Here is a 26,693-nt window from a genome sequence, read left to right as displayed (position 1 = left end):
TATGCAGAAGATCCGTAAAGGCGACAAGGTCGTCGTACTCACCGGCAAGGACAAGGGCCGCACCGGCGAGGTCGTTCAGGTCATGCCGAAGGAAGACCGTGCGGTCGTCAAGGGTATCAACCTGGTGAAGCGTCACCAGCGCCAGACCCAGACCCAGGAAGCCGGCATCATCACCAAGGAAGCTCCGATCCACCTGTCGAACATCGCGATCGCCGACCCCAAGGACGGCAAGCCGACCCGCGTCGGTTTCAAGGTCGAAGGCGACAAGAAGGTTCGTGTAGCAAAGCGTTCGGGAGTGTCGATCGATGGCTGACACCAAGTATGAGCCCCGGCTCAAGAAGGAATATGTCGAGCGCATCCGCGCGGCGCTGAAGGAGCAGTTCTCCTACGCCAACGAGATGCAGATCCCGAAGCTCGATAAGATCGTCATCAACATGGGCGTGGGCGAAGCCACGGGCGACTCCAAGAAGCCGACCGTTGCCGCAGCTGACCTCGCAGCGATCTCCGGCCAGAAGCCGGTCATCACGCGCGCCCGCAACTCCATCGCGGGCTTCAAGGTCCGTGAAGGCATGCCGATCGGCGCGAAGGTCACCCTGCGCGGCGCCCGCATGTACGAATTTCTGGATCGCCTCGTGAACATCGCGCTGCCCCGCGTACGCGACTTCCGTGGTCTGAACCCGAAGTCCTTCGATGGCCGTGGCAACTTCGCCATGGGCATCAAGGAGCACATTGTGTTCCCTGAGATCAACTACGACAAGGTTGATCAGATGTGGGGCATGGACATCATCGTTTGCACGACGGCACCGACGGACGACGAAGCACGGGCTCTTCTGAAAGAGTTCAACTTCCCGTTCCGCGCCTGACCGTAACGACAAGCGTAAAGAAGGATAACTGTTATGGCTAAAACCAGCGCAGTCGAGAAGAATAACCGCCGCCGCCGTCTGGTCGCCAGCCAGGCTGCCAAGCGCGCCGCCCTCAAGGCGATCATCCAGAACCAGGCTCTCCCGATCGAGGAGCGCTTCAAGGCGACCCTGAAGCTTGCCGAAATGCCGCGCAACGGCTCCAAGACCCGTATCCGCAACCGGTGCGAAGTCACGGGCCGTCCGCGCGCCTTTTATCGCAAACTCAAGATGTCGCGTATTGCGCTTCGCGAACTGGGCAATCTCGGCAAGGTGCCGGGCATCGTCAAGTCGAGCTGGTAAGGAGACGGGTACATGGCAATGACTGATCCCCTGGGCGATATGCTCACCCGTATCCGCAACGGCGCCGCACGCCGCAAGTCGAGCGTTTCCACGCCGGCTTCCAAGCTGCGCGCCCGCGTCCTGGACGTTCTCCAGGCCGAAGGTTACATCCGCGGATACTCCGAGGTCGAGTTCGACAACGGCAAGGCCGAACTGAACATCGAGCTCAAGTACTACGAAGGCGCGTCCGTGATCCGCAAGATCGACCGCGTCTCCAAGCCGGGCCGCCGGGTCTATGTCTCGGTTAAGTCCATTCCGCAGGTCGCGAACGGCCTCGGCATCACCATCCTTTCGACCCCGAAGGGCGTGATGGCCGATCACCAGGCACGCGAACAGAACGTTGGTGGCGAGGTTCTTTGCTCGGTCTTCTAAGGCCGGGCAAGGATCTCCATAACGAACAGACAGGATAAAACAATGTCTCGTATCGGTAAGAAGCCCGTTCCGGTTCCCGCTGGTGTCACCGCGACCGTCGACGGTCAGAAGGTCACCGCGAAGGGCCCGAAGGGCGAACTGTTCTTCGTCGCGAACGACGAAGTTTCGGTCAAGCTCGAAGACAACGCCGTTGTCGTCCAGCCGGTCAACGATAGCAAGGATGCCCGGTCCAAGTGGGGCATGTCCCGCACGATGGTCGAGAACATCTTCAAGGGCGTCAAGGACGGTTACGAGCGCAAGCTCGAAATCAACGGCGTCGGTTACCGTGCGTCCATGCAGGGCAAGAATCTGCAGCTCGCGCTCGGTTTCAGCCATGACGTCGTCTACCAGACGCCGGAAGGCATCACGATTGCTGTTCCCAAGCCGACCGAAATCATCGTCACCGGCATCAGCAAGCAGCAGGTCGGCCAGGTCGCAGCGGAAATCCGTGAATACCGTGGCCCCGAGCCCTACAAGGGCAAGGGCGTCAAATATGCCGAAGAGCGGATTGTCCGCAAAGAAGGCAAGAAGAAGTAAGGATCACGCGAAATGGCTAGCAGGAAAGAAGCTCTCGTGCGCCGCGCCAACCGCGTGCGCCGTTCCATCAAGGCGGTCGCCAACGGCCGTCCGCGCCTGTCGGTTCATCGCTCGTCGAAGAACATCTACGTACAGGTCATCGACGACGTGGCCGGCAAGACGCTTGCGTCCGCCTCCACGCTCGACACCGATCTGCGCTCGTCGCTGAAGACGGGCGCCGACACGGCAGCAGCCGCTGCCGTCGGCAAGCTCATCGCAGAGCGTGCCGTCAAGGCCGGCGTCAAGGAGGTCGTTTTCGACCGTGGCGCCTTCATCTATCACGGCCGCATCAAGGCTCTCGCCGAAGCTGCCCGTGAAGGTGGTCTGCACTTCTGATCGATCGGCCGGGCGCCTCGCGCGCCCGCCGGCCAGCTCAGTAGGGTACTGGTCGCTTCCGTTTTCAAAATGGAGGCGACTTTCGTCAATCTGCCGATTGCACCCGGAAAAGAAAAAGGAAAAGGACAATGGCACAGGAAAAGCGCGGTCGCGATGACCGCCAGAACCGCGAAGAGCGCGACAGCGAGTTTGTCGACAAGCTCGTCGCGATCAACCGCGTCGCGAAGGTCGTCAAGGGCGGCCGTCGTTTCGGTTTCGCAGCTCTCGTCGTCGTCGGCGACCAGAAGGGCCGCGTCGGCTTCGGCCACGGCAAGGCTCGTGAAGTTCCGGAAGCCATCCGGAAGGCCACGGAAGCCGCCAAGCGCGACCTCATCTTCGTTCCGCTGCGCTCGGGCCGCACGCTGCACCACGACGTGCACGGCCGTCACGGCGCCGGCAAGGTCCTGCTTCGCTCGGCCAAGCCCGGTACGGGTATCATCGCAGGCGGCCCGATGCGCGCCGTCTTCGAAACCCTCGGCGTTCATGACGTCGTCGCCAAGTCGACCGGCTCCTCGAACCCGTACAACATGATCCGTGCGACGTTCGACGCTCTCAAGAGCCAGATGCACCCGAAGGACATCGCAGCTCAGCGCGGCATGAAGTACGCCACGCTGCAGGCTCGTCGTCAGTCGGCCGGCGTTGCTGCTGAAGAATAAGGAGCACTGATCCATGGCCAAGAAAGAAACCGCTAAGAAGACGGTGACTGTCGAGCAGATCGGCAGCCCCATCCGCCGTCCGGCCATCCAGCGTCAGACGCTGGTCGGCCTGGGCCTCAACAAGATGCACCGGGTTCGCACGCTGGAAGACACCCCGTCTGTTCGCGGCATGATCCGGGCCGTCCAGCACCTCGTCCGCGTCGTCGACGAGAAGTGAGGGAGACAAGATCATGAAGCTCAATGAAATCAAGGACAACGAAGGCTCCACCAAGAACCGCAAGCGCGTAGGTCGCGGTATCGGTTCGGGCTCCGGCAAGACCGGCGGCCGCGGTGTGAAGGGTCAGAAGGCTCGTTCGGGCGTCGCCATCAACGGCTTCGAAGGCGGTCAGATGCCCATCTACCGTCGCCTGCCGAAGCGCGGCTTCACCAACATCTTCGCTTCCGACTTCGTCATCGTTTCCCTGGACCGCGTCCAGAAGGCGATCGATGCCGGCAAGCTCGATGCCAAGGCGACCGTCGATGCGGCAGCCCTCAAGGCAGCCGGCGTCATCCGCCGCGAGAAGGATGGCGTTCGCATCCTCGCCGACGGCGAACTGAAGGCCAAGGTCGCCTTCGAAGTCGCCGGCGCCTCCAAGCCGGCGATCGAGAAGATCGAGAAGGCCGGCGGTTCGATCAAGCTGCTCCTGGCAGCAGCGGAAGCCGCCGAATAATTCGACGAAATAATCGCCCGGTGTGCTTCACACCGGGCGATTTTACTCCCATATGTGAGCCTCACAGCGATGGCCGGGATTCGTCCCAGCGCCGTTATCCGGAAGAAAAACCAGGGTGAGGCCGGGATTGCTTGACAATCCGCGTTTCAAACGGTTTAGGCTCCATCCGCCCGCTTTGCCGCAACGGCAGAAGGGCACGACCAATTTCAGCATCGGCGTTTTCGGTCCGGGGAGGGCCGGCCGCAGGTGCCAACGGATCAGCCATTCCGGACCTGGCCGGGCTTCACCGCCGCCGGATCGGCTACGCGGAGAAATGCATGGCTTCGGCAGCGGAACAACTTGCCTCTAATCTCAACTTCTCGACTTTCGCCAAGGCGGAAGACCTGAAGAAGCGCCTCTGGTTCACCCTGGGCGCGCTGCTCGTCTATCGTCTCGGCACCTACATTCCGTTGCCGGGTATCGACCCCGCCGCCTTCGGGCAGGCCTTCACGCGGCATCAGCAGGGTGTTCTCAGCCTCTTCAACATGTTCGCCGGCGGCGCCGTGGAACGCATGGCGATCTTCGCGCTCGGCATCATGCCGTACATCTCCGCCTCGATCATCGTGCAGCTCATGACCTCGGTCGTTCCCTCGCTGGAGCAGCTCAAGAAGGAAGGCGAGCAGGGCCGCAAGATCATCAACCAGTACACCCGCTACGGCACGGTGCTGCTCGGCATGCTGCAGGCCTACGGCATTGCGGTGGGCCTCGAGAGCTCGGCCGGCGTGGTCTCCGATCCCGGCTGGTTCTTCCGGATCTCGACGGTCATCTCCCTCCTCGGCGGCACGATGTTCCTGATGTGGCTCGGCGAGCAGATCACCTCGCGCGGCATCGGCAACGGCGTTTCGCTGATCATCTTCGCCGGCATCGTCGCGGCCCTGCCGCGGGCGCTCGGCAATACGCTCGAGCTCGGCCGGACGGGCCAGCTCTCGATCGGCATCGTTCTTGCCGTCGTCGTGGTCGCCGTTGCGGTCATCGCGCTCATCGTCTTTGTGGAACGCGCCCAGCGCCGCCTTCTGATCCAGTATCCGAAGCGCCAGGTCGGCAACCGCATGTTCCAGGGCGACACCTCGCACCTGCCGCTCAAGCTCAACACCTCGGGCGTCATCCCGGCGATCTTCGCGTCCTCGCTGCTCCTGCTGCCGGCAACGCTCGCAGGCTTCTCGGATACGTCCAACCTGCCGACCTGGGCGACGACGGTCCTGACGGCGCTCGGCCACGGCAAGCCGCTCTACATGACGCTCTACGCGTTCATGATCGCCTTCTTCGCCTTCTTCTACACGGCCATCGTCTTCAATCCGAAGGACACGGCCGACAACCTGAAGAAGCACGGCGGCTTCATCCCCGGCATCCGCCCGGGCGAGCGCACCGCCGAGTATATCGACTATGTCCTGACGCGCATCACGGCCACCGGCGCCCTCTACCTGATGTTCGTCTGCGTCCTTCCGGAAATCCTCATCGCCGAGACGGGCGTGCCATTCTACCTTGGTGGTACGTCGCTTTTGATTGTTGTCAGCGTGACCCTCGATACTGTAGCACAGATACAGGGCCATCTGATTGCCCAGCAGTATGAGGGGCTGATCAAGAAGTCGAAGCTGCGTGGAGGAAAGAGGGGACGATGAGACTGATTTTTCTGGGACCGCCGGGCGCCGGCAAGGGGACCCAAGCCAAGCTCCTGACGGAAAAGTACGGCATTCCGCAGCTTTCCACGGGTGACATGCTGCGGGCGGCCGTCGCCGCCGGCACGGATGTCGGCAAGCGCGCCAAGGCCGTCATGGACGCCGGCCAGCTCGTTTCCGACGCGATCGTCAACGAGATCGTTTCCGACCGCATCGATTCGGCGGACTGTGCGAAGGGGTTCATCCTCGACGGTTATCCGCGCACGGTTCCGCAGGCCGAGGCCCTCGACAGGATCCTCGCGGGCAAGAGCCTTGCGCTCGACGCCGTGATCGAGCTGAAGGTCGACGAGGTCGCGCTGGTCAAGCGCATGGAGAACCGCGTGGCCGAAACGGTTGCCGCTGGCGGCACCGTCCGCTCCGACGACAACCCGGAAGCCTTCAAGCGGCGTCTTGCGGAATACCGCGAGAAGACCGCGCCGCTGTCGAGCTACTATGCCTCGACCGGCAAGCTCCAGACGGTGGACGGCATGGCGAATGTCGGCACTGTTACGGCCGAGATCGCCGGAATCCTGGAGAACGCCTGAGTTCAGGTTAAAAAGGACCGGCCGGGGAGTTGACTTTTTCGGCCGATTCCCCTTAAGACAGCGCCAACTCGCGACATACAATTGCGATCGGCGCGGATTTCAGAAGAACGAAGTCCGGGTGCGGTCGTTTTCGACGTGTCCCGAACCTCAATGAGAAACGCGGCTTTCCGGCCGTATCGAATGAAGAAGACCACTTGCCGGACGGCAACTGGAAGCAAGGAGAACAGGCGTGGCACGTATCGCTGGCGTCAACATCCCGACCGCGAAGCGCGTCGTAATCGCGCTCCGTTACATTCACGGGATCGGCCCGAAGTTTGCACAGGAAATCATCGAGAAGGTCGGTATTCCGGCCGATCGCCGCGTGCATCAGCTCACGGACGCAGAAATCCTGCAGATCCGCGAAACCATCGACCGCGACTACCAGGTCGAAGGCGACCTGCGTCGCGAGACCTCGATGAACATCAAGCGTCTCATGGACCTCGGTTGCTACCGTGGCCTGCGTCACCGTCGCGGCCTTCCGGTCCGCGGCCAGCGCACGCACACGAACGCCCGCACCCGCAAGGGTCCGGCCAAGGCCATCGCAGGCAAGAAGAAGTAATTTCCCGGAAACGGGGAACGGGAGGCTGGCGCGCCGCGCCGGCCTCTTTTGAGTTTCGAGCGGGGTTTGTGTTTCATCAAATCCCGGTCGGTGGAGCTGCTGGCACTACGGCAGTGACGATATCGCCGCAGACAGGCGCCTTCGGGCCGGTCTGCAAATACTGTTCAGGGCAGGGGATTCGTCCCGGCCCGGTGGAGCCGCTGGCATTACGGCGGTGTCGAGATCAACGAAAGGACTATCCATGGCCAAGGAAGCCGCACGCGTCCGCCGTCGCGAACGCAAGAACATCACCTCGGGTGTTGCTCACGTCAATTCTTCGTTCAACAACACGATGATCACCATCACCGACGCACAGGGCAACGCCATTGCCTGGTCGTCGGCCGGTGCGAAGGGCTTCAAGGGTTCGCGCAAGTCGACCCCGTTCGCCGCACAGATCGCCGCCGAAGACTGCGCCAAGAAGGCCCAGGAACACGGCATGAAGTCGCTGGAAGTCGAAGTCTGCGGTCCGGGTTCCGGCCGTGAATCGGCTCTGCGCGCCCTCCAGGCTGCCGGCTTCATGATCACGTCCATCCGCGACGTGACGCCGATCCCGCACAACGGTTGCCGTCCGCGCAAGAAGCGCCGCGTCTGATCATCGCATTCGAACAATCGCGGAGGCCGTCCGGCTTCCGCGATACTTCAGGGCTCGGCCGCCACGATTGGATGGTGGCGGCGAACGGAAGGCAAAACACATGATCCAGAAAAACTGGCAGGAACTGATCAAGCCGAACAAGGTGGAGTTCACCTCCTCCGGCCGCACCAAGGCAAGCCTTGTTGCCGAGCCGCTGGAGCGTGGCTTCGGCCTGACGCTCGGCAACGCGCTGCGTCGCGTGCTCCTGTCGTCGCTGCGCGGTGCGGCTGTCACCGCCGTGCAGATCGACGGCGTCCTGCACGAGTTCTCCTCGATCCCGGGTGTCCGGGAAGACGTGACGGACATCGTGCTCAACATCAAGGAAATCGCCATCAAGATGGATGGCGACGACAGCAAGCGCATGGTCGTGCGCAAGCAGGGCCCGGGCGTCGTTACGGCTGGTGACATCCAGACCGTCGGCGACATCGAGATCCTGAATCCCGACCATGTCATCTGCACCCTCGACGAGGGCGCGGAGATCCGCATGGAGTTCACGGTCAACAACGGCAAGGGCTATGTGCCGGCCGACCGTAACCGCTCCGAGGACGCGCCGATCGGCCTCATCCCGGTCGACAGCCTGTACTCGCCGGTCAAGAAAGTGTCCTACAAGGTGGAAAACACCCGTGAAGGCCAGGTTCTCGACTACGACAAGCTGACGATGACCATCGAGACCGACGGTTCCGTCACCGGCGAAGATGCGATCGCTTTCGCTGCCCGCATTCTCCAGGACCAGCTCTCGGTCTTCGTCAACTTCGACGAGCCGCAGAAGGAAACCGAGGAAGAATCGGTCACGGAACTGGCGTTCAACCCGGCGCTCCTCAAGAAGGTCGACGAACTGGAACTTTCCGTCCGTTCGGCGAACTGCCTGAAGAACGACAACATCGTCTACATCGGCGATCTCATTCAGAAGACCGAAGCCGAAATGCTTCGCACTCCGAATTTTGGTCGCAAGTCGCTCAACGAGATCAAGGAAGTTCTCGCGTCCATGGGCCTGCACCTCGGCATGGAAGTGCCGGCCTGGCCGCCCGAGAACATCGAAGACCTCGCCAAGCGCTACGAAGACCAATATTAACCGTCAAACGGCAGGCCGTAGCCTGCATGTGAAGGAGAACCGAGATGCGCCACCAGAATTCCGGTCGCAAACTCAACCGTACCGCCAGCCACCGCAAGGCGATGTTCGCCAACATGGCTGCCTCGCTCATCCAGCATGAGCAGATCGTAACGACGCTTCCGAAGGCGAAGGAAATCCGCCCGATCGTCGAGAAGCTCGTCACCCTCGGCAAGCGCGGCGACCTGCACGCTCGCCGTCAGGCGATCTCGCAGATCCGCGACGTTGCCGTCGTCGCCAAGCTGTTCGACGCGATCGCAAGCCGCTACGCCAACCGCAACGGCGGCTACCTGCGCATCATGAAGGCCGGCTTCCGCCACGGCGACAACGCCCCGCTCGCCGTCATCGAGTTCGTTGACCGCGACGTCGACGCCAAGGGCGCCGCCGACAAGGCCCGCGTCGCTGCCGAAGCCGAAGCTGAAGCCGCATAAGTCCTTCGGGATCGGATAATTAAAAAAGGCCGGGAGAGCGATCTCCCGGCCTTTTTGTTTTGCGAGGTCGTCTACGTCCTTCGAGGAAGGCCTGCCCGTGCTCATCGGCGCATTCGGCACGCCCGTACCTCATCTCAGACGTCATGCTCGGGCTTGACCCGAGGATCCAGAGCGGCACCCGGGGCGTGGATGCTCGGGTCAAGCCCGAGCATGACGGAGGAGAGGGGTGGTTATTTCTACGCTCTCTTGAGTTGCACGCGCCCGCCCGGCCCACGCTTCCACTTGTTGAAATACGGCCGCACCGGGCGCCATGCCAGCAGCACGGCCACCAGCGCGATGTAGGTCCACGGCTCCAGCCCCACGACCTTCACGGACATGGCGAAATGGAGCGCTCCCGCGGCGGCGATGATGTAGACGAGGCGGTGCAGTTTCGTCCAGCGTGGCCCGAGCCGGCGGATCGACCAGTTGTTCGAGGTCAGCGCCAGCGGGATGAGCAGCACGAAGGCGGCCATGCCGATGGTGATGAAGGGGCGCTTGGCGATATCGACGAGGATCGCCATGAAATTCAGGTACTGGTCGAGCACCATATAGGTGAGGAAGTGCATCAGCACGTACCAGAAGGCCAGCAGCCCGAGCGCGCGGCGGTAGCGGACCCAGTTGAGGCCGAAAAGATCACGGATCGGGGTGATCGCGAGCGTCGCGACGAGGAAACGCAGCGCCCACAGGCCCAGGAGGTGCTCGAACTCCTTGACCGGATTGCCGGGGAGCCGCCCCGTCGCGCCGAGCCAGAAGCCCCAGGCGGCCGGCACGAGGCCCGCCGCATAGAGGAGCCAGATCGAGGCTGCATGATATTTTCGGGGCAGGGCGGGCAGGAGTGTCATCAATAGTTCGCCCGAAGGTCCATGCCGGCGTAAAGGCTTGCGACCTCCTCGCCGTAGCCGTTGAAGGGCAGTGTGGGCCGGCGGTTCGCGCCGAAGAAGCCGCCTTCGCCGATGCGGTTCTCGCTCGCCTGGCTCCAGCGCGGATGATCGACCTCCGGATTGACGTTGGCGTAGAAGCCGTATTCCTGCGGCGCGGAGATGTTCCAGGTGGAAGGCGGCTGCTTGTCGGTGAGCGTGATCCTGACGATCGACTTGATGCCCTTGAAGCCGTATTTCCACGGTACGACGAGGCGGATGGGTGCGCCGTTCTGGTTCGGCAGCGTCTTCCCGTAGACGCCGACGGAGAGGATCGTCAGCGGATGGCGCGCCTCGTCGAGCCTAAGGCCTTCGAGATAGGGCCAGGGCAGAGACTGGAAATAGCCGGACTGGCCCGGCATCTCCTCCGGCCGCACGATCGTCTCGAAGGCGACGTATTTCGCATCGCCCAGCGGCTCGACCTTGTCGAGGAGGGCGGAAAGCGGAAAGCCGACCCACGGGATCACCATGGACCAGGCCTCCACGCAGCGCATGCGGTAGACGCGGTCCTCCAGCGGCATGGCGAGCAGCTCCTCGAGGCCGAATTCCTTCGGCTTGCCGACGAGGCCGTCCACCTTCACCGTCCAGGGCGTCGGCTTGAATTTTTCCGAGTTCGCCGCAGGATCGCCCTTGCCGAGACCGAATTCATAGAAATTGTTGTAGGAGGTCACGTCCTTTTCTGGCGTCAGCTTCTCGTCGACCGTGTAGCGGCTTTCCGCCGCCTTCAGGGCCTCTGCGAGGGCGGGCGTGCCGGCCGCCGCCAGCATGCCGCCGGCTGCGGTCGCGAGAAAGCTGCGGCGATTGAAGAACAGGTGTTCCGGCGTGATGTCGCGGGCGGGAATGCGGGGAGGGCGATAGACAGGCATGGCGAGGCTCGATCCGTTCGGTTGTTTCCCTGATCCCTACGTAAACGGACGCCGTGTTGTTTCAACGGCCGATGTTTTTTCTTGCGGGCACTTTTTCGTGCGTGGCGTGTGAACCGGGCGGAGGGATGCCCGCCGGGTTTGCCTTTTTTCCTGCGAAATCCTATCTGATCGTGGTGCGGAAACGAAGGAGACTCGTCCATGCCGAATGCCCGCATCCTGCTTGCCGCCCCGATCCTCTTTGCGCTGGCGCTCGCACCACCCGCTGGCGCCGAGGAGCGCACCGTGCCGCAATCGCGCACGGAAATGCAGCTTTCCTTCGCGCCGCTCGTCAAGCAGGTCGAGAATTCCGTCGTCAATGTCTATGCCGAGCGCGTCGTCGAGCGTAAATCGCTCTTCGACGGCGATCCCTTCTTCGAGGAGTTCTTCGGCCAGCAGATGCCGAATCGCACCGAGAAGCAATCCTCGCTCGGCTCCGGCGTCATCGTCGGCACCAAGGGTTATGTGGTGACGAACAACCACGTCATCGAGGGCGCGAGCGATATCAAGGTGGCGCTGGCGGACGGCCGGGAATACGAAAGCACGGTGGTGCTGAAGGACGAACGCGTCGACCTTGCCGTCCTGAAGATCAAGTCGGATACCGAATTCGCGGCCCTGCCGCTCGGCGACAGCGACGCCGTCCAGGTCGGCGACCTCGTGCTTGCCATCGGCAATCCGTTCGGCGTCGGCCAGACGGTGACGAGCGGCATCGTCTCGGCGCTCGCGCGCAACCAGGTGCGCTCCGGCGATTTCGGCTTCTTCATTCAGACGGACGCGGCGATCAATCCCGGCAATTCCGGCGGCGGCCTCATCAACATGAACGGCGAGCTGATCGGCATCAACACGGCGATCTTCTCGCGCGGCGGCGGATCGAACGGCGTCGGCTTCGCCATTCCGGCCAATCTCGTGAAGACCTTCGTCGCCAGCGCCGAGAACGGCAGCGCCACGTTCGACCGGCCCTATGTCGGCGCCACCTTCGATCCGGTGACGTCGGAAGTGGCCGAAGCGCTCGGCCTCGACAAGGCGCGCGGCGCGCTCGTCTCGCGGGTGCAGGCCGGCAGTCCGGCGGAAAAGGCCGGCATGAAGCCGGGCGAGGTCGTCACCGCGGTCAACGGCATTCCCGTCGAGCATCCCGATGCGCTCGGCTACCGCCTCACCACCGTCGGCATCGGCGGCACGGCGCGTATCACGGTCATCGACAACGGCAAAGAGGAGGACCTGACGCTCTCGCTCGACCGCGCGCCGGAAACGACGCCGCGCGACGAGCGGCTGATCGAGGGGCGCAATCCCTTTGCCGGCGCGGTGGTCGCCAACCTTTCGCCGCGCGTTTCCGAGGAGCTGCGCATGCCGCCGAGCCAGGCGGCGACCGGCGTCGTCGTCACCGAGGTCAACCGCGGCTCGCCGGCCGCCCGCATCGGCCTCCAGCCGCGCGACATCATCGTCGAACTGAACGGCACCGCGGTCTCGACCACCGAGATGCTGGCCTCGCTGGTCGGCGAGAACCCGTCCTTCTGGCGCGTCGAGATCGAGCGCGACGGCCAGCGCATCCGTCAGTTCTTCCGATGAGCGACCTCTTCGCCCCGCATGAACCGGAGGAGATGGCGGCAAAGCGGCCCCTGGCCGACCGCCTGCGCCCCCGTACGCTGGGCGAGGTGTCCGGCCAGGAGCACCTGACCGGGCCTGACGGCGTGCTCTCGCGCATGATCGAGGCAGGCTCGCTCGGCTCGATGATCTTCTGGGGCCCGCCCGGAACCGGCAAGACGACCGTGGCGCGCCTGCTCTCCGGCGAGACGGGCCTTGCCTTCGAGCAGATCTCGGCGATCTTCTCCGGCGTCGCGGACCTCAAGAAGGTCTTCGAGGCGGCTCGCGCGCGCCGCATGGGCGGACGCCAGACGCTGCTCTTCGTCGACGAGATCCATCGCTTCAACCGCGCCCAGCAGGACAGTTTCCTGCCGGTCATGGAAGACGGGACGATCGTGCTCGTCGGCGCGACGACGGAGAACCCGTCCTTCGAGCTCAACGCCGCACTCCTTTCCCGCGCCCGCGTCCTCACCTTCAAGCCGCATGACGAAGCCAGTCTCGAAGAGCTCTTGAAGCGCGCCGAGGCGATCGAGGAAAAGCCCCTGCCGCTCGACGAGGAGGCGCGCGCCTCGCTTCTGCGCATGGCCGACGGCGACGGGCGGGCGGTGTTGACGCTGGCGGAGGAAGTCTGGCGCGCCGCGCGCGCCGGCGAGACTTTCGGGCAGGACGACCTCTTCCGCATCGTCCAGCGCCGCGCTCCGGTCTACGACAAGTCGCAGGACGGGCACTACAATCTCATCTCCGCCCTGCACAAGGCCGTGCGCGGCTCCGATCCCGACGCGGCGCTCTACTACCTCACCCGCATGCTGGATGCCGGCGAGGACCCGCTGTTCCTCTGCCGTCGCATGGTGCGCATGGCGGTGGAGGATATCGGCCTTGCCGATCCGCAGGCGCTCGTCGTCTGCAACGCGGCCAAGGACGCCTACGATTTCCTCGGCTCGCCCGAGGGCGAACTGGCGCTGGCGCAGGCCTGCGTCTATCTCGCGACGGCGCCCAAATCCAACGCCGTCTATACCGCCTACAAGTCGGCGATGCGCGCGGCGAAGGAGAACGGCTCCCTGCTGCCGCCCAAGCACATCCTCAATGCGCCGACGAAGCTGATGAAGGGCGAGGGCTACGGCGAAGGCTACCGATACGACCATGACGAGCCGGACGCTTTTTCCGGGCAGGATTATTTCCCGGAGAAGATGGGGCGGCGGACCTTCTACGATCCGCCGGAGCGCGGCTTCGAGCGCGAGCTGCGCAAGCGGCTCGACTGGTGGGCGAAGCTGCGGCGGGAGCGGGAATAGCCTATCGGGAGGCGGCGCTGAAATTCTGCGCCGGCTTCTGCGGGGCGACCGGCAGCACCTTGATCGAGGACTGCGCCTTGCCCGGATGGCCTTCCATGTCGACCACCACATGCCAATGGCCGTTTTCGGGGATTTTCAGCCGGATCGGCGATTGCTTGGCGACGCCGCCGAGGAATTTGTGCTGCCGGGCGTTCTTGAAGAGGTCGAAATTCGTATTCGTCATCAGCCGCACATTGGCGATCGCCGAAAGCGTGATTTCGACGACGGTTCCGCCGCGCTGGCGCTCGAGATCGTAGTGCGTATAGGAAAAACTGTGGGCCATTGCCTGCCTGTCCGGACGTATGTCGTTTCACGCTAATATTCCCACATCCGGGTTAACGTTCCCTTCCGTCGGAGAGGGAAAGAGCGTTTTCTTTCAGTTGCTTATTGATGGAACCGGAATCGGGCCGGCAAGGCGTTGATTCAACGTGGGAAGATGCTCAGAGCGTTCCGGTCCAGGCCTTCACGGCCTTCGCCATGGTGGCAAGATGGTCGGCGGCGGAAAAGCCGGAAATGCTCTTGCGCGGCTTCAGGTCGTGGTCGCCGTCCTCGAGCCAGAGGATTTCGATGCGCTCCGGCAGGCCGTAGCCGGGCACCTCGTCCACCGTTCCGAACGGATCGCGCGTGCCCTGGCAGATGAGCGTCGGCGTCTCCAGCGTCATCAGGTGGGCCGTGCGCAGTTGCGCCGGTTTTTCCGGCGGGTGGAACGGGTAGCCGAGGCAAAGGAGGCCGGCGGCGCGCCCCTTCCCATGCAGCCGGTCCGCCGCCATGCTGGCGACGCGCCCGCCCATCGACTTGCCGCCGATGACGAGCGGTCCCTTTGCGCCGAGCGCGGCAACGGCGGCCTCGAACTCAGGAATCAGCGTCTCGGCCTTCGGCGGCGGCCTGCGGCTGCTTTCCGAGCGGCGCGCCGCCATATAGGCGAACTCGAAGCGGGCGATGCGCAAGCCTTCTGCCGCAAGCGCGGAGGCTGCGGCATTCATCGCGGGCGAATCCATCGGCGCGCCGCTGCCATGGGCGAGGAGCAGGGTGAAGGGCGCATCCTGCGGGCCGGTGAAGAGGAAGGGGATGCTCATCGCGCCGTCGGCGGGTGCGATGGGGCGGAGGGGGCGGCGCTGCGCCTCACTTCGAATGATCCTTCACCTCGCCGGGGGCGATGGGGTCGCTTGCCGGGAAGGTCTCCTCCAGCGCTTCCTCCAGGTAGTCGTCCTGCTCGGCTTCGGCCGATTTCTCGCGCTGCTCTGCCTGCTCCTTCTCGAGCGAAGCCTTCGGGCTGTCCTTGTCTTTCGGCATCGTCGCCTCCTTGTCTGGTGAACCCTAAGGATAGAGTGTTTTTCGGCCGGGTCGAGGGTCAGCTTTCCGGCAGGGCCAGTTCGGCGATCACCGGCAGATGGTTGGAGCCGAAGGCCGGGCCGACGCGCCGGGCACGCAGCGAAATGTCCGGCGAGACGGCGACATGGTCGATGGAGGCGCCGATATAGGCGAGCCGGTCGAGCTTCATGCTGAAGCGCGTCACCGGCTGCAGCCAGCCGCCGGCGGTGGAGACGAGCCCCGCCTGCCTGAGGAAGGCGCGGAAGAACGGCGACCAGCTCGGCGTGTTCCAGTCGCCGGCAACGATGACGGGCGCCTTTTCGAGATCGCCCTTCACGGCCTCGGCGACGGAGGAGAGATAGGCGTTGCGGTCCCGCCACTGCCAGAGCTTGCGCGGCGTTTCGGGATGGAGGGCGTAGAGGAAAAGCGGCTTGCCCCTGAGGTCGAGCTCCAGCCGCAAGGGCTGCTTGTAGGCCTTCTCCTCGGTGAAGGCGCGCTTCAGCGCCGTCTCGGCGCGGATCGGCAGCGTCGAATAGACCTTGATGGCGTCGCGCATGACCACGGCATGGTCGCTCTCATAGGGAAAGAGGCCCGCCGCGGAAATCGCCTGCTCCCAGGCCGGCGTGGTTTCCTCCAGAACGACGATATCGGGTTTTTCCGCCTTGAGGAGGGCGATGAAGCCGGCCGGTGGCCGCACGTTGTCGACATAGAGGTTGGCCGTCAGCACCTTCAGCCCGCTGCCGGCCGTCGACATGTGGGCGGCCTGGATATCCATCGCCGGAACGGCCGCCACCGCAAGGCCGGCGACAGCAAGCACGATGGCCTTCACCCGCCGCGTCAGGCAGGCCGCGACGAGCAGGAAAATCCCGGCGGCAACGACATAGGGCCAGGCGAAGGTGATGAGGTCGACGAGCCAGAACCGATCGGCGGCCAGCACCACGATGCCGACGGCGAAGAGATAGGCGATGGCGCCCGGCAGGACGAGGGCGCGATAGGCAAGGGCGACAAGACCCCGGCGCGGTTCTATCGGCATAAACGGTTCCTTCCGCATCACGGGATTCGGTTCTGCACGATTCCCGTAACGGGAGGCTTGCATGTACCCCGCGCTCGCCGGTGCTGCAACGCTTGTCCGGAAGAGACGGCCGGGATCCCGGTTCGAACCGGCGCGCCGAGACGAAGAAACCCGGGGATCGCTCCCCGGGTTTCGGTTCTACCTCATCAGGCAAGGTCGATCAGCTGCAGCCGCTCGTGGCGCCGCAGGTGTCGCACTTCTCGCAGGTGCCGTTGCGGACCATCGTGAAGTTCTGGCACTCCGAGCACATGTTGCCGGTGTAGCCCTGCGCGATGGAGCGCATGCGGCGTTCGTTTTCCAGCTTCTTGGCCTCGGCCTTGGCCGATGCGGCATCGGCGGCGGCCTTGTCGGAGAAGAGGGCGGTCACGCCTTCGGTGGCTTCCTCGGCGCTGTCGTCGGCGATCTCTTCCGCAAGGTCGGCGGCGCGCTCCTCGTAGTCGCGCTTGAAGGCGACGATCTCGGAGCTGGCGGCGGCGATTGCCGGCTCCAGCTTGCGCGCGGCGCTGCCGGCGAAGGTGGTGACGTTGCCTGCGGACGAAGCCTTGGCGGGGGCGGCGGTGGCCGAACCCTTCGGCTCGGAAAGCTGGCGCTCGCCGGCCTGGCCGCCCTGGATGAGCGTCGGCTTGTGGCCGCGCGTCCAGCCGGTCGAGATCAGGTTCGTCTTGCCTTCCTTGATGCCCTTGCCGATCGCCGTGTTGGAGAAGTCGGACGTATCGATATGGGCAAGGTCGTGGCGGCCGAGATAGGAGATCGCCAGTTCCCGGAACACGTAGTCGAGGATCGACGTCGCGTTCTTGATCGCGTCGTTGCCCTGCACCATGCCGGCCGGCTCGAACTTGGTGAAGGTGAAGGCCTCCACATATTCTTCCAGCGGCACGCCGTACTGCAGACCCAGCGAGATGGCGATGGCGAAGTTGTTCATCATCGCGCGGAAGGCGGCGCCTTCCTTGTGCATGTCGATGAATATCTCGCCGAGGCGGCCGTCGCCGAATTCGCCGGTGCGCAGGTACACCTTGTGCCCGCCGATGACGGCCTTCTGGGTGTAGCCCTGGCGGCGGTTCGGCAGCTTCTCACGGTCGCGGACGAAGCGCTCGACGATCTTCTCGACGATCTTTTCCGTAACCTGCACGGCCTGGGCGGCAGCGGGGGCTGCGACCAGCGCCTCGACGGCATCGTCCTCGTCGTCCTCGTCCTCGATCAGCGCGGAATTGAGCGGCTGGGAGAGCTTGGAGCCGTCGCGGTAGAGGGCGTTCGCCTTCAGCGCGAGCTTCCAGGAGAGCATGTAGGCGTTCTTGCAGTCCTCGACGGTCGCCTCGTTCGGCATGTTGATCGTCTTGGAGATGGCGCCCGAGATGAACGGCTGGGCGGCCGCCATCATGCGGATGTGGCTTTCGACCGACAGGTAGCGCTTGCCGATCTTGCCGCACGGATTGGCGCAATCGAAGACCGGCAGGTGCTCGGCCTTGAGGAAGGGCGCGCCTTCCAGCGTCATCGCACCGCAGACGTGGATGTTTGCGGCCTCGATCTCCTTCTTCGAGAAGCCGACATGCTCCAGGAGGTTGAAGGACATGTCGGAAAGCTGCTCGTCGGTGACCTTCAGCACGTCCTTCAGGAAGTCCGCGCCGAGCGTCCACTGGTTGAAGGCGAACTTGATGTCGAAGGCGGATTTCAGGCCGGCATTGACGGCCTCGATCTTCTCGTCGGTGAAGCCCCTGGCCTTCAGCGAACCGGGATTGACGCCGGGTGCCTGGTTCATGTTGCCGTGGCCGACGGCATAGGCCTCGATCTCGGCGATCTGGCTTTCCGAATAGCCGAGCGTGCGGAGCGCCTCCGGCACGGCGCGGTTGATGATCTTGAAGTAGCCGCCGCCGGCGAGCTTCTTGAACTTGACGAGCGCGAAGTCGGGCTCGATGCCGGTCGTGTCGCAGTCCATGACGAGGCCGATCGTGCCGGTCGGCGCGATCACGGTCGTCTGGGCGTTGCGGTAGCCGTGCTTCTCGCCGAGTTCCACGGCCTTGTCCCAGGCGGCGACGGCATGGGCGACGAGCGCTTCATCCGAGCAATCGGCATGGACGAGGGCGACCGGGTTGACCGAAAGGCCTTCATAGCCGGCAGCCTCGCCGTAGGCGGCGCGGCGGTGGTTGCGCATGACGCGCAGCATGTTGTCGCGGTTCGGCGCGAAGTTCGGGAAGGGGCCGAGCTCGCCGGCCATCTCGGCCGAGGTCGCATAGGCAACGCCCGTCATGATGGCGGTCAGGGCGCCGGCAATGGCGCGGCCTTCGGCCGAATCGTACGGGATGCCCGAGGACATCAGGAGGCCGCCGATGTTGGCATAGCCGAGGCCGAGCGTGCGGTATTCGTAGGAGAGCTCGGCGATCTGGCGGGACGGGAACTGCGCCATCATCACGGAGACTTCGAGCACGATGGTCCACAGGCGCACGGCGTGTTCGTAGTCGGCGATGTTGATCTTCTTGGTCGCCGCGTCCTTGAACTGGAGGAGGTTCAGCGAGGCGAGGTTGCAGGCCGTGTCGTCGAGGAACATGTATTCCGAGCACGGGTTGGATGCGCGGATGGGACCTGCAGCCGGGCAGGTGTGCCAGTCGTTCATCGTCGTGTTGAAGTGCAGGCCCGGATCGGCCGAGGCCCAGGCGGCGTAGGAGATCGATTCCCACAGGTCCCGCGCCTTCAGCGTCTTCATCACCTTGCCGTCCTTGCGGGCGGTGAGGTGCCATTCCCCATCATTTTCCACCGCGCGCAAAAAATCGTCCTTGAGCGAGACGGAGTTGTTGGAGTTCTGCCCGGAGACGGTGAGGTAGGCTTCCGAATCCCAGTCCGTGTCGTAGGTCTTGAACTCGATGTCCTTGTAGCCCTGCCTGGCGAACTGGATGACGCGCTTGATGTAGCTTTCCGGAACCTGGTTCTTCTTGGCGGCGCGGATTTCGCGCTTGAGGGCCGGGTTCTCGGTGGGGTCGTAGCAGCGGTCGCCTTCGGCCGAACAATTGACGCAGGCCTTCATGATGGCCTTGAGGTGGCCGGCGACGATCTTGGAGCCGGTGACGAGGGCCGCCACCTTCTGCTCTTCCTTGACCTTCCAGTTGATGTATTCCTCGATGTCCGGATGGTCGATGTCGACCACGACCATCTTGGCGGCGCGTCGCGTCGTGCCGCCCGACTTGATGGCGCCGGCGGCGCGGTCGCCGATCTTCAGGAAGCTCATGAGGCCGGAGGAGCGCCCGCCGCCCGAAAGCTTTTCGCCTTCGCCGCGAAGGTGCGAGAAGTTGGAGCCGGTGCCGGAGCCGTACTTGAAGAGGCGCGCTTCACGCACCCACAGGTCCATGATGCCGTTCTCGTTGACGAGGTCGTCCTCGACGGACTGGATGAAGCAGGCGTGCGGCTGGGGATGCTCGTAGGCGGACTTGGACTTGGTCAGCTTGCCGGTGAAGGGATCGACATAGAAATGGCCCTGGCCGGGGCCGTCGATGCCGTAGGCCCAGTGAAGGCCCGTGTTGAACCACTGCGGCGAGTTCGGGGCAACGCGCTGCGTGGCGAGCATGTAGGCAAGTTCGTCCTTGAAGGCGGCAGCGTCTTCCTCGGAAGCGAAATACTTGCCCTTCCAGCCCCAGTAGGTCCAGGTGCCGGCGAGACGGTCGAAGACCTGGCGGGCATCGGTTTCCGAGCCGTAGCGCTCACCCTCGGGGAGCGCCTTGAGGGCTTCGGTGTCGGGCACGGAGCGCCACAGGAAGGAGGGAACGTCGTTCTCCTCCACCTTCTTCAGGCGCGCGGGCACGCCGGCCTTGCGGAAATATTTCTGCGCGAGGATATCGGCGGCGACCTGGGAGAACTGTGCGGGCACATCGATATCGGCGAGCCGGAAGACGATGGAACCGTCCGGGTTCTTGATCTCGCTGACGGCCTTGCGGAATTCGATCTCCGCATAGGCCGACTGGCCGGGTTTGGTGAAACGACGTTCTATGCGCATCTTCCGTTGTCCTCTGCTGCCGCATCCTGCTCCGAAAGCAGGGCGCAATTATCCCCGTCCGGCCGCAATCCTCTTGCAGCCAGCCCAAATCGTCCAGTCCTTGCGGGAAGCCCGATCGATCTCGAGCATCCTGTATCTTGCGCTGAGTTTGGCTGCAAATACTAAATATAGTATCAACAGGTTCTTTTTTCCAGACCCGGCAGTCGCTGCGGCACATCCGGAAGCCGGGCGCGAAAGCACCCGTGCGGCGAGCGGATCATCCACCCGGCCACATGCGCATGGGAACGCGAATTCGTGATGAGAACCGACCTCGTAACAACACGGTCCAGTCGCCGCCGCAACTAGGTTTTCATTAACCTCATGTGGCCGATTCCCGTCAAGGGCTGGTTTGTGACTGAAGTTTGAACCCTATATCTTGTGCCTTCGGGCTGTGGAAAATGGGGACATCGTCCAAGCCCTGAAAAATCAGCAGCTTCGTGCCGAAAGACGGGTCCGCGCGGCAGGCGGCTGTGGAAAAGCGAAAAAAATCACGGGTGAAAAGAGAGGGTTTTTCCACCCCCCGACTTCCGGGAATAGCCATCCGCGGCGAGTTGTGATCCGTGGATAAAGTGATTCTCCCGATGCTGCGCCGAAGCGCCGCGATTGCCGCCGACGGCGGCGGAACGCGCCGTGCCGCAGGCAGGCTGCAGCGGGAAACGCGGAAAGGCGAAGCCGGCGGACGAGGCCATCCGCCGGCTCGAATCACGTCTTGCGAAATTGGGGGAAGCGCTTAGCCGCGCGTGCCCTTGGCGATCGGCTCCTGGTAGGTGAAACCCATGTCCCAGGGGAAATAGATCCAGGTGTCCTGGCTGACCTCGGTGATGAAGGTGTCGACCAGCGGGCGGCCCTTCGGCTTGGCGTAGACGGCGGCGAAATGCGCCTTGGGCAGCATGGCGCGCACCTCGGCGGCCGTCTTGCCGGTGTCCGTCAGGTCGTCGACGATGAGAATGCCTTCGCCGCCTTCCTGCGTCAGCTCCGGCGCGATGCCCTTCAGCACATGCATTTCGCCCTGCGAGACATAGTCGTGATAGGAGGCGACGCAGACCGTCTCGATGAGGCGGATATTCAATTCGCGCGAGACGATGGCGGCCGGCACGAGGCCGCCGCGGGTGATGCAGACGATGGCCCGCCATTCCCGTCCGCCGTCCGCCAGCCGCCAGGCAAGCGCGCGGGCGTCGCGGTGGAACTGGTCCCAGGATACGGGGAAGGCTTTGTCGGGCAGCGACATGACGGGCTCCTGATAGGCGGAAAATGAAGATTCCCCCTCTCTAATGCAGTTTGCCCGCCAAGGAAATCGTCGCCGGGCCATCAACGCCCGGCGATCCACAGGCCATTGGCCCTAGCGCGACATCAGCGTGGGCACGCGGGCGCTGCGCATCATCGCGCTCGTCACGCCGCCGAAGAGGCGCTGGCGCAGCCGCGAATGGCTGTAGGCGCCCATGACGATGAGGCTGGCGTCGATCTCGGTCGCGCGCCGGTTCAGCGCCTCGGCCACCGAATGCCCGTGCGAGGCGCCGGAGGCGACGGTGACGGTCACGCCATGGCGCGCAAGGGACGCGGCAAGCTCGGCGCCGCAGAAATCGTGCGACTGGGTGGAATCGTCCGGCGGATCGACGGTGAAGATCTCGACGCTCTCGGCCGCCGTCAGGAAGGGCAGGGCGTCGAAGGCGGCGCGTGCCGATTCGCGCGAGCCGTTCCAGGCGAGCAGCACCTTGCGGATCGGCTCCGGCCCGGCCGGCGCGTTGGAGATGAGGTAGACCGGGCGCCCGCTCTCATAGAGCAGATCCTCGATGTCCTCGCGCGCCGGGCCGTCGAAATCCGGGTCGAACTGGCCGGCGATGACGAGGTCGGCGCCGCGGGCGCTCTCGATGACGCCCGCCGAGGCATAGCCGGCGGCGCCGGTGAAGAGGCGCCATTCATAGGAGATGTCGTCGCGCTCGCAGCGCGAGCGGAAGGCGGCCTCCACCTCGCGCGACTGGCGCTGGGCGCGCTCCTGCAGGTCGAGCACGGCGTTCGGATCGGGATATTCCATGGGCGCGATCAGCGTCACCACGACCGGGGCTTCGGCATGGATGCCGATGACATGGCCGCCCGTGCTGCGCGCGAGCGCCAGCACATGGTCCGTCACCTTGCCGGCATCCTCCGCGGCGCTGAGCACCGCCACGATGGTCTTGTAGGTCATGTCTGCCTCCTGTGTGGTTCAAACGAAACCTGCGCCTGCCGCACCGCCAAAACCTTGATCCGGATCAAGAAGAGGCGGCCTTGGCCGCGGCGATGTCGGCAATCATCGCGAGTATATCACGTTCGGCGGCTTCCGCCGGTGCTTCCTCGCGGCTGCGGATGACGATTTCGGTCGAGAAGCGGTTCTCCGAAAAGCGCGGATAGGAACCGATGCTCGTCTCGGGATGGTCCTTCTGGATCTGCGCGAGTGCGCTGCCGATATCGCCCTCGCCGAAGGGGGAGGCGACGGAGCGCGAGAGCATGGGCCTGCCGCCTTCGAGCCTCGGCACCACGGTGCCGAGCATGGCGGTGAAGACCTGCGGCACGCCGGCCATGACGTAGACATTGCCGATCTGGAAGCCCGGTGCCGTCGAGACGGCGTTCTCGATATGGGTGGCGCCTTCGGGCATGCGGGCCATGCGCTTGCGCGCCTCGTTGAACTCCACGCCGCGCCGCGCATACATGGCGCCGAGCAGTTCCATCGCCAGCGGATCGTGCAGGCAGGGCACGCCAAAGGCCTTCGAGACGGCATCCGCCGTGATGTCGTCATGGGTCGGGCCGATGCCGCCGGAGGTGAAGACATAGGTGTAGCGCGCCCGAAGCGCATTCAGCGCCTCGACGATGGCGTCCTCCTCGTCGCCGACGATGCGCACCTCCTTGAGGTCGATGCCGGCGAGGAAGAGCATGTCGGCGAGCTGGCCGATATTCTTGTCCTTGGTGCGCCCGGAAAGAAGCTCGTCGCCGATGGCGAGCATGGCGGCGGTGGCGATGGTGCTGGAGCTCATGGCGTTCTCTGATGTTCGTGCAGGAATGCCGGCCGGAACGGACGGCATTGTCAATGGCGGGTGAACAGTCTGTCGACCTTAGGGCTTCTGGGTCGACGGGTCTTCAAAGTGCTACATCCAAGCCGACGCCGCGATCAAGCGGAAAGACCTTTGCAGACAGGAGACGACGATGGCGAAAGTTCTGGTTCTTTATTATTCGGCCTACGGCCACATCGAGACCATGGCCTATGCCGTGGCGGAAGGCGCGAAATCGGCCGGTGCCGAGGTGACGGTCAAGCGCGTTCCCGAGCTGGTGCCGGACGACGTCGCCAAGGCCTCCTACTACAAGATGGACCAGAAGGCCGAGATCGCCACCGTTGCCGAACTCGAAAACTACGACGCCATCATCGTCGGCGCCGGCACGCGCTACGGCACGGTCGCCTCGCAGATGCGCAATTTCTGGGATCAGACAGGCGGCCTGTGGGCGCAGGGCAAGCTGGTCGGCAAGGTCGGCTCCGTCTTCACCTCCACGGCCACGCAGCACGGCGGCCAGGAATCGACCATCCTCGGCTTCATTCCCACGCTCCTGCACCACGGCCTCGTCGTCGTCGGCCTTCCCTATGCCTTCCAGGGCCAGATGGGCGTTGAGGAAGTCAAGGGCGGCTCGCCCTACGGCGCCTCCACCATCACCGGCGGCGACGGCTCGCGCCAGCCTTCCGAGGTCGAGCTGGAAGCCGCCCGCTACCAGGGCGCCCATGTCGCCAAGATCGCCGGCAAGCTTTCGGCCTGACGTTTTCCTGAGACGTCGCTGAAAAAGAGGGTGCGGCCAGCGTCAGGGGCCGCGCCCTTTTTTGTTTGCCGCCCTGAAAACGTCCTTGACGTTTTGCTCCGGGAAATCGAAAAGCAAGCCAAGCGGGCGTGGCGAAACTGGTAGACGCAAGGGACTTAAAATCCCTCGGCCTTGGCTGTGCGGGTTCGATCCCCGCCGCCCGCACCAGACTTTCCGGATGCCTTCCTTCCCGCGATGTCTTGTCGCCCTGCCGTGACGGCCATTGCCAATCCGCGTGAATCGTCGCGATATGGCGTATCGTTTGGAAAGGACGGCATGTGACATGCTCATTCGGGAAGGCGACACCAGAACGGCGTCCATCGATATCCTGCTGGCGGCGACGCTGACCCTCGTCGCGGGCGCGGTGAACAGCGCGGGCTTCCTCGCCTACGGCTATTTCTCGGCGAACATGACGGGCAATGTCTCGATGCTGTCGGACATGCTCTCGGTCTGGCACACCAATGCGGCGCTCGCCTTCCTCGTCATCATCGCGATGTTCATCCTCGGCGCCTTCATCGCCTCGCTCTTCATCCAGGCGGGCAAGCGCCGGCAGCTTCGCAACGTCTATGCGCTGACCCTTGCGGCGGAGGCCGCCCTCCTGCTCCTGATCGGCGTTGCGCTCGGCATGCGGATGTTCGCCTCCAGCGGCATCCTCGTCGTCGGCCTCCTCAGCCTGGCGATGGGCCTCCAGAACGCGGCGTCGACGCGCATTTCGGGCAGCCGCGTGCGCACGACCCATGTGTCGGGCATCGCGACCGACATCGGCATCGGCCTTGCGATCCTTGCCGGCGCCGATCCCGCCGCCGGCCGGCCCGAGATCGTGCAGCGGCTGTGGCTGCACCTCGTCACGATCGTTTCCTTCGCGCTCGGCGGCGTCCTCGGCGTCCTGGGGTTCCAGGCGCTGGGCGGCGGGGTGTTCTGCCTGATGGCGCTTTTCCTCTTCGGCCTCAGCGCCCGCTACATGGCCTGACGGCTCAGCCCGTCAGCGCGGCGGAGGCGTAGTAGAAGAGGGCCGAGATCACGGCAGCGGACGGCAGCGTGATCACCCAGGCGACGACGATGTTGCCGGCGATGCCCCAGCGTACTGCCGAGACGCGCCGGGCCGCGCCGACGCCGATGATGGCGCCGGTGATCGTGTGCGTCGTGGAGACGGGAATGCCGAGCCAGGTCGCGCCGAAGAGGGTGATGGCCCCGCCGGTTTCCGCGCAGAAACCCTGCATGGGGTTGAGGCGGGTGATCTTGGAGCCCATCGTGTGGACGATGCGCCAGCCGCCCATCAGCGTGCCGAGCGCCATCGCCGTCTGGCAGGAGATGACGACCCAGAAGGGAACGTGGAACTCCCCGCCGCCATACCCCTGCGAATAGAGCAGCACCGCGATGATGCCCATCGTCTTCTGCGCGTCGTTGCCGCCGTGGCCGAGCGAATAGAGCGAGGCCGAGACGAACTGCAGGATGCGGAAGGTACGGTCGACGGCAAAGGGCGTCTGGCGCACGAAGAACCAGGAAACGATCAGCACGAGCACCAGCGCCAGGAAGAAGCCGAAGGCCGGCGAGAGCACGATGGCGCTCGCCGTCTTGATGAGGCCGCTCCAGACGACCGCGTCGAAGCCGGACTTGGCAAGGCCCGCGCCGACGAGGCCGCCGATGAGCGCGTGCGAGGAGCTCGACGGGATGCCGAAGACCCAGGTGACGACGTTCCACACGATCGCGCCCATCAGGGCCGCGAAGATGACGAGCGGGCTGACGATGGCCGGATCGATGATGCCCTTGCCGAGCGTCTCGGCGACATGCAGGCCGAAGAACAGGAAGGCGATGAAATTGAAGAAGGCTGCCCAGAACACCGCATATTGCGGACGCAGCACGCGCGTGGAGACGATCGTGGCGATCGAATTGGCCGCATCGTGCAGCCCGTTCAGGAAGTCGAACACCAGCGCGACGCCGACGAGGCCGATCAGCAGCGGAAGGGCGAGCGTGGCCTCCATCAGACGTTCTCGATCACGATGCCGCTGATCTCGTCGGCGACGTCCTCGAAGCGGTCGACGACCTTCTCCAGCTGCCCGTAGATCTCGCTGCCGATGATATAGGCCATCGGATCGGACTTGCCGAAATCGCGGAAGAGGTTCTTGAGGCCCTGGTCGTGCAGCTCGTCCGAGCGACCTTCCACGCGGGTGACCTCCTCGGCGATGGCGCTGAGCCGGCCGGCATGGACGCCGATCTTGTCGAGCAGCGGAACGGCCTCGGCGACGAGATGGGCGGCCTTGACGATGGCCTCGCCCATTTCCTGCATGCCGGGCTGGAAGCTCGTCTGCTCGTAGAGGCGGATGGTCTTGACCGTCTTGTGCATCATGTCGATGGCGTCGTCCATCGACTGGATCAGGTCCTTGATGTCGCCGCGGTCGAAGGGCGTGATGAAGCTGCGGCGCACGGCCAGCAGCACCTCGCGGGTGATCTCGTCGGCCTCGTCCTCCAGCGCGACGATGCGGTCGCAGTGGGCGGCCATGTCGGGGCCGCCGGCAAGGGCTGATTTCAGGGCTTCGGCGGCGCCGACGACGGTGCGGGAATGCTGCGCGAAGAGATCGAAGAAGCGGTCTTCACGCGGCATGAGTTTACGAAACAGCGAAAGCATGGATGGCCCCTCTGCGGCTGGGCTTGTCATGCGGCTGTCATAATTGAGCGTCCCGCCGGTGAAAAGCCTTG

31 protein-coding genes and 1 tRNA gene are annotated in these 26,693 nt (G+C 64.3%); 20 read left to right on the top strand and 12 right to left on the bottom strand.

Annotated elements, in window-relative coordinates; all coding sequences use genetic code 11:
* Nucleotide 1 precedes the first annotated feature (1 nt).
* The 15 genes from rplX (at nt 2) to rplQ (ending at nt 9,015) form a co-directional block, all read left to right on the top strand.
* Nucleotides 2-313 carry a 50S ribosomal protein L24 gene (gene rplX / locus HNQ66_RS06925; protein ID WP_184142187.1) on the top strand — a complete coding sequence of 104 codons (312 nt, stop codon included), beginning with the start codon at nt 2-4 and terminating at the stop codon, nt 311-313.
* Nucleotides 306-863: a 50S ribosomal protein L5 gene (gene rplE / locus HNQ66_RS06920; protein ID WP_184142185.1), complete on the top strand. Its 558-nt coding sequence runs from the start codon at nt 306-308 to the stop codon at nt 861-863. Before rplX ends, rplE begins: the two co-directional genes overlap by 8 nt.
* A 33-nt stretch (nt 864-896) precedes the next feature.
* Nucleotides 897-1,202, top strand: coding sequence for a 30S ribosomal protein S14 (rpsN, locus tag HNQ66_RS06915; protein ID WP_184142183.1), 306 nt, complete (start codon nt 897-899; stop codon nt 1,200-1,202).
* 12 nt (nt 1,203-1,214) lie between these two features.
* A complete protein-coding gene (gene rpsH, locus HNQ66_RS06910) occupies nt 1,215-1,613 on the top strand; it encodes a 30S ribosomal protein S8 (RefSeq protein ID WP_184142181.1) in 399 nt (132 codons plus the stop codon).
* Between the two features lie 42 nt (nt 1,614-1,655).
* Entirely contained in the window at nt 1,656-2,189 is a 534-nt protein-coding gene (gene rplF / locus HNQ66_RS06905; protein ID WP_184142179.1) for a 50S ribosomal protein L6, read from the top strand.
* A gap of 12 nt (nt 2,190-2,201) precedes the next feature.
* Nucleotides 2,202-2,564, top strand: a complete 363-nt coding sequence (gene rplR / locus HNQ66_RS06900; protein WP_184142177.1) for a 50S ribosomal protein L18 — start codon at nt 2,202-2,204, stop codon at nt 2,562-2,564.
* Nucleotides 2,565-2,692: 128 nt separating this feature from the next.
* Complete coding sequence (gene rpsE / locus HNQ66_RS06895) at nt 2,693-3,259, top strand: 30S ribosomal protein S5 (RefSeq protein WP_184142175.1); 567 nt, start codon at nt 2,693-2,695, stop codon at nt 3,257-3,259.
* A 13-nt stretch (nt 3,260-3,272) separates the two neighbouring features.
* Nucleotides 3,273-3,476, top strand: coding sequence for a 50S ribosomal protein L30 (rpmD, locus tag HNQ66_RS06890; RefSeq protein ID WP_184142173.1), 204 nt, complete (start codon nt 3,273-3,275; stop codon nt 3,474-3,476).
* Between the two features lie 13 nt (nt 3,477-3,489).
* The gene (gene rplO / locus HNQ66_RS06885; RefSeq protein ID WP_184142171.1) at nt 3,490-3,969 is read left to right on the top strand and encodes a 50S ribosomal protein L15; all 480 of its coding nucleotides are present in this window, start codon (nt 3,490-3,492) and stop codon (nt 3,967-3,969) included.
* A gap of 317 nt (nt 3,970-4,286) precedes the next feature.
* Nucleotides 4,287-5,627, top strand: a complete 1,341-nt coding sequence (secY, locus tag HNQ66_RS06880) for a preprotein translocase subunit SecY (RefSeq protein ID WP_184142169.1) — start codon at nt 4,287-4,289, stop codon at nt 5,625-5,627.
* Entirely contained in the window at nt 5,624-6,208 is a 585-nt protein-coding gene (locus HNQ66_RS06875; protein WP_184142167.1) for an adenylate kinase, read from the top strand. Before secY ends, HNQ66_RS06875 begins: the two co-directional genes overlap by 4 nt.
* Before the next feature lie 229 nt (nt 6,209-6,437).
* Nucleotides 6,438-6,806 (top strand): 30S ribosomal protein S13, encoded by a 369-nt coding sequence (gene rpsM, locus HNQ66_RS06870; RefSeq protein WP_184142165.1) that lies wholly within the window; start codon nt 6,438-6,440, stop codon nt 6,804-6,806.
* Between the two features lie 241 nt (nt 6,807-7,047).
* Nucleotides 7,048-7,437 (top strand): 30S ribosomal protein S11, encoded by a 390-nt coding sequence (gene rpsK, locus HNQ66_RS06865; protein ID WP_023513823.1) that lies wholly within the window; start codon nt 7,048-7,050, stop codon nt 7,435-7,437.
* A 100-nt stretch (nt 7,438-7,537) separates the two neighbouring features.
* Complete coding sequence (locus HNQ66_RS06860) at nt 7,538-8,548, top strand: DNA-directed RNA polymerase subunit alpha (RefSeq protein ID WP_184142163.1); 1,011 nt, start codon at nt 7,538-7,540, stop codon at nt 8,546-8,548.
* A gap of 44 nt (nt 8,549-8,592) precedes the next feature.
* Nucleotides 8,593-9,015 carry a 50S ribosomal protein L17 gene (gene rplQ / locus HNQ66_RS06855; RefSeq protein WP_184142161.1) on the top strand — a complete coding sequence of 141 codons (423 nt, stop codon included), beginning with the start codon at nt 8,593-8,595 and terminating at the stop codon, nt 9,013-9,015.
* A 236-nt stretch (nt 9,016-9,251) separates the two neighbouring features.
* On the opposite strand, the gene msrQ is transcribed toward rplQ, so the two are convergent.
* Together msrQ and msrP are read right to left on the bottom strand one after the other, a co-directional pair.
* A complete protein-coding gene (gene msrQ / locus HNQ66_RS06850; protein WP_184142159.1) occupies nt 9,252-9,896 on the bottom strand; it encodes a protein-methionine-sulfoxide reductase heme-binding subunit MsrQ in 645 nt (214 codons plus the stop codon).
* Entirely contained in the window at nt 9,896-10,837 is a 942-nt protein-coding gene (gene msrP / locus HNQ66_RS06845; protein WP_184142157.1) for a protein-methionine-sulfoxide reductase catalytic subunit MsrP, read from the bottom strand. Before msrP ends, msrQ begins: the two co-directional genes overlap by 1 nt.
* Before the next feature lie 198 nt (nt 10,838-11,035).
* Between msrP and HNQ66_RS06840 the strand changes: the two genes are divergently transcribed.
* Nucleotides 11,036-12,439 carry a DegQ family serine endoprotease gene (locus tag HNQ66_RS06840; protein ID WP_184142155.1) on the top strand — a complete coding sequence of 468 codons (1,404 nt, stop codon included), beginning with the start codon at nt 11,036-11,038 and terminating at the stop codon, nt 12,437-12,439.
* Nucleotides 12,436-13,743: a replication-associated recombination protein A gene (locus HNQ66_RS06835; protein ID WP_184142153.1), complete on the top strand. Its 1,308-nt coding sequence runs from the start codon at nt 12,436-12,438 to the stop codon at nt 13,741-13,743. Before HNQ66_RS06840 ends, HNQ66_RS06835 begins: the two co-directional genes overlap by 4 nt.
* Nucleotide 13,744: 1 nt before the next feature.
* Here HNQ66_RS06835 and HNQ66_RS06830 read toward each other — a convergent pair whose 3' ends face one another.
* The 8 genes from HNQ66_RS06830 to HNQ66_RS06795 form a co-directional block, all read right to left on the bottom strand.
* Entirely contained in the window at nt 13,745-14,065 is a 321-nt protein-coding gene (locus HNQ66_RS06830) for a DUF1883 domain-containing protein (protein ID WP_184142151.1), read from the bottom strand.
* A gap of 157 nt (nt 14,066-14,222) precedes the next feature.
* Entirely contained in the window at nt 14,223-14,858 is a 636-nt protein-coding gene (locus HNQ66_RS06825; RefSeq protein WP_184142149.1) for an alpha/beta hydrolase family protein, read from the bottom strand.
* Between the two features lie 46 nt (nt 14,859-14,904).
* Nucleotides 14,905-15,075 carry a hypothetical protein gene (locus HNQ66_RS06820; protein WP_184142147.1) on the bottom strand — a complete coding sequence of 57 codons (171 nt, stop codon included), beginning with the start codon at nt 15,073-15,075 and terminating at the stop codon, nt 14,905-14,907.
* Between the two features lie 58 nt (nt 15,076-15,133).
* Nucleotides 15,134-16,126, bottom strand: a complete 993-nt coding sequence (locus HNQ66_RS06815; protein ID WP_184142145.1) for an endonuclease/exonuclease/phosphatase family protein — start codon at nt 16,124-16,126, stop codon at nt 15,134-15,136.
* 199 nt (nt 16,127-16,325) lie between these two features.
* On the bottom strand, nt 16,326-20,144 hold the full coding sequence (locus HNQ66_RS06810; protein WP_184142143.1) for a vitamin B12-dependent ribonucleotide reductase: 3,819 nt from the start codon (nt 20,142-20,144) through the stop codon (nt 16,326-16,328).
* A gap of 769 nt (nt 20,145-20,913) precedes the next feature.
* Entirely contained in the window at nt 20,914-21,411 is a 498-nt protein-coding gene (gene gpt / locus HNQ66_RS06805) for a xanthine phosphoribosyltransferase (protein WP_184142140.1), read from the bottom strand.
* Between the two features lie 111 nt (nt 21,412-21,522).
* Nucleotides 21,523-22,365, bottom strand: coding sequence for a universal stress protein (locus HNQ66_RS06800; RefSeq protein ID WP_184142138.1), 843 nt, complete (start codon nt 22,363-22,365; stop codon nt 21,523-21,525).
* A 64-nt stretch (nt 22,366-22,429) separates the two neighbouring features.
* Nucleotides 22,430-23,188 (bottom strand): competence/damage-inducible protein A, encoded by a 759-nt coding sequence (locus HNQ66_RS06795; protein ID WP_184142136.1) that lies wholly within the window; start codon nt 23,186-23,188, stop codon nt 22,430-22,432.
* Nucleotides 23,189-23,357: 169 nt separating this feature from the next.
* On the opposite strand from HNQ66_RS06795, the gene wrbA reads away from it, so the two are divergent.
* The 3 genes from wrbA to HNQ66_RS06780 all read left to right on the top strand — a co-directional run bounded on the left by wrbA (nt 23,358) and on the right by HNQ66_RS06780 (nt 24,966).
* Complete coding sequence (gene wrbA / locus HNQ66_RS06790; protein ID WP_184142134.1) at nt 23,358-23,957, top strand: NAD(P)H:quinone oxidoreductase; 600 nt, start codon at nt 23,358-23,360, stop codon at nt 23,955-23,957.
* 122 nt (nt 23,958-24,079) lie between these two features.
* A tRNA-Leu gene (locus tag HNQ66_RS06785) sits at nt 24,080-24,164 on the top strand.
* 115 nt (nt 24,165-24,279) lie between these two features.
* A complete protein-coding gene (locus HNQ66_RS06780; RefSeq protein ID WP_184142132.1) occupies nt 24,280-24,966 on the top strand; it encodes a YoaK family protein in 687 nt (228 codons plus the stop codon).
* A 4-nt stretch (nt 24,967-24,970) separates the two neighbouring features.
* On the opposite strand, the gene HNQ66_RS06775 is transcribed toward HNQ66_RS06780, so the two are convergent.
* Complete coding sequence (locus tag HNQ66_RS06775) at nt 24,971-25,978, bottom strand: inorganic phosphate transporter (RefSeq protein ID WP_184142130.1); 1,008 nt, start codon at nt 25,976-25,978, stop codon at nt 24,971-24,973.
* Nucleotides 25,978-26,622, bottom strand: a complete 645-nt coding sequence (locus HNQ66_RS06770) for a DUF47 domain-containing protein (RefSeq protein ID WP_184142127.1) — start codon at nt 26,620-26,622, stop codon at nt 25,978-25,980. Before HNQ66_RS06770 ends, HNQ66_RS06775 begins: the two co-directional genes overlap by 1 nt.
* Between the last annotated feature and the right edge of the window lie 71 nt (nt 26,623-26,693).

This window comes from Shinella fusca (assembly GCF_014203155.1).
Taxonomy (GTDB): Bacteria; Pseudomonadota; Alphaproteobacteria; order Rhizobiales; family Rhizobiaceae; genus Shinella; species Shinella fusca.
Note: the sequence above shows the minus strand (reverse complement) of the source record. Positions and strands in the feature narration are given on the sequence as shown.